The sequence below is a fragment of the Streptomyces phytophilus genome, assembly GCF_013870535.1.
In the GTDB taxonomy this organism is placed as follows: Bacteria; Actinomycetota; Actinomycetes; order Streptomycetales; family Streptomycetaceae; genus Streptomyces; species Streptomyces phytophilus.
The window spans coordinates 1-1039 of sequence record NZ_JACBXC010001713.1; the positions used below are offsets into that span (position 1 = coordinate 1).

At 74.6% G+C, this 1039-nt stretch carries 2 protein-coding genes; both read left to right on the forward strand.

Annotation, left to right across the window (positions count from 1 at the left end; all coding sequences use genetic code 11):
- Positions 1 to 283 precede the first annotated feature (283 nt).
- The gene (locus H5J30_RS35445; RefSeq protein WP_181791895.1) at positions 284 to 769 is read left to right on the forward strand and encodes an Asp23/Gls24 family envelope stress response protein; all 486 of its coding nucleotides are present in this window, start codon (positions 284 to 286) and stop codon (positions 767 to 769) included.
- 48 nt (positions 770 to 817) lie between these two features.
- On the forward strand, positions 818 to 1012 hold the full coding sequence (locus H5J30_RS35450) for a hypothetical protein (RefSeq protein WP_018835772.1): 195 nt from the start codon (positions 818 to 820) through the stop codon (positions 1010 to 1012).
- Positions 1013 to 1039 lie beyond the last annotated feature (27 nt).

Here is a 1039-nt window from a genome sequence, read left to right on the forward strand (position 1 = left end):
CAGGGGCAGCAGCCTGCCGAGGCCCACCTGCGCGCGTACCGCCCGCTGCCAGTCCCCTTCCGTCATGCGCCCCATCCTCCCCCACCCGCGATCGGGGCGTCCGTTCCGCCTCGTCCACGGGGCGTGAGCAGCGGGCCGGGCCCGCGCACCCTCACCGCCGCCGGGGGCCGGCCACCCGATCGCCGGTCCCCGGTGGGCCGGCTGTCGCATTCCCCTGGCCCACCCCGGGCAGGGGACGGATAGTGGGGGGCGAAACGAGCGCACGCCACGTTCGTCAGAAAGGGTGGAGACGGTGAGCAGCGAGTCGACGGTCCGGGAGGTCACGCGGGAGCCGGCAACGGCCCCGCCGAAGGTGCTGGGCACGCGGCGCGGCACCGGTGATCCGGCGGCGCGGGGGCGGACGACGATCGCCGACGGCGTGGTCGAGAAGATCGCGGGCCTGGCCGCCCGCGATGTCGTCGGCGTGCACGCCATGGGCAGCGGCCTCGCCCGCACCACGGGTGCCGTACGGGACCGCGCGCCCGGCTCCGCCCGGTCGGCGACCGGGGTGCGGGCCGAGGTCGGCGAGGTGCAGACGGCACTCGACCTGGAGATCGTCGTCGACTACGGCGTCTCCATCACCGAACTCGCCCGCGCCGTACGGGAGAATGTCATTTCGGCCGTCGAGCGGATGACCGGACTCGAAGTGGTCGAGGTCAACATCGCGGTGACCGACGTGAAGCTGCCCGACGACGAGGAAGAGGGGGCCGAGCAGCCGCGGCTGCAGTGACGGCGGGGCGGGGGACCCGCCCCGGGGAGCTTGGGGAAGGTGCGTGCGATGAGCATGGCAGTGGTCGGCCTGATCGCCGGGATGGCGCTGGGCTTCGCCGGGTACTTCGGCGGGTTCGGTGCCTTCCTCCTGGTGGCGGCGCTCGGCGCGATCGGCTTCGTCGTCGGCCGGGTGCTGGACGGCGACCTGGAGCCGGGCGACTTCTTCCGCAGGCCGGGCGAGCGCGACGACCGGCGGCGGTGACCGGTGTCGTCCGTGGCGAGCGAGCAC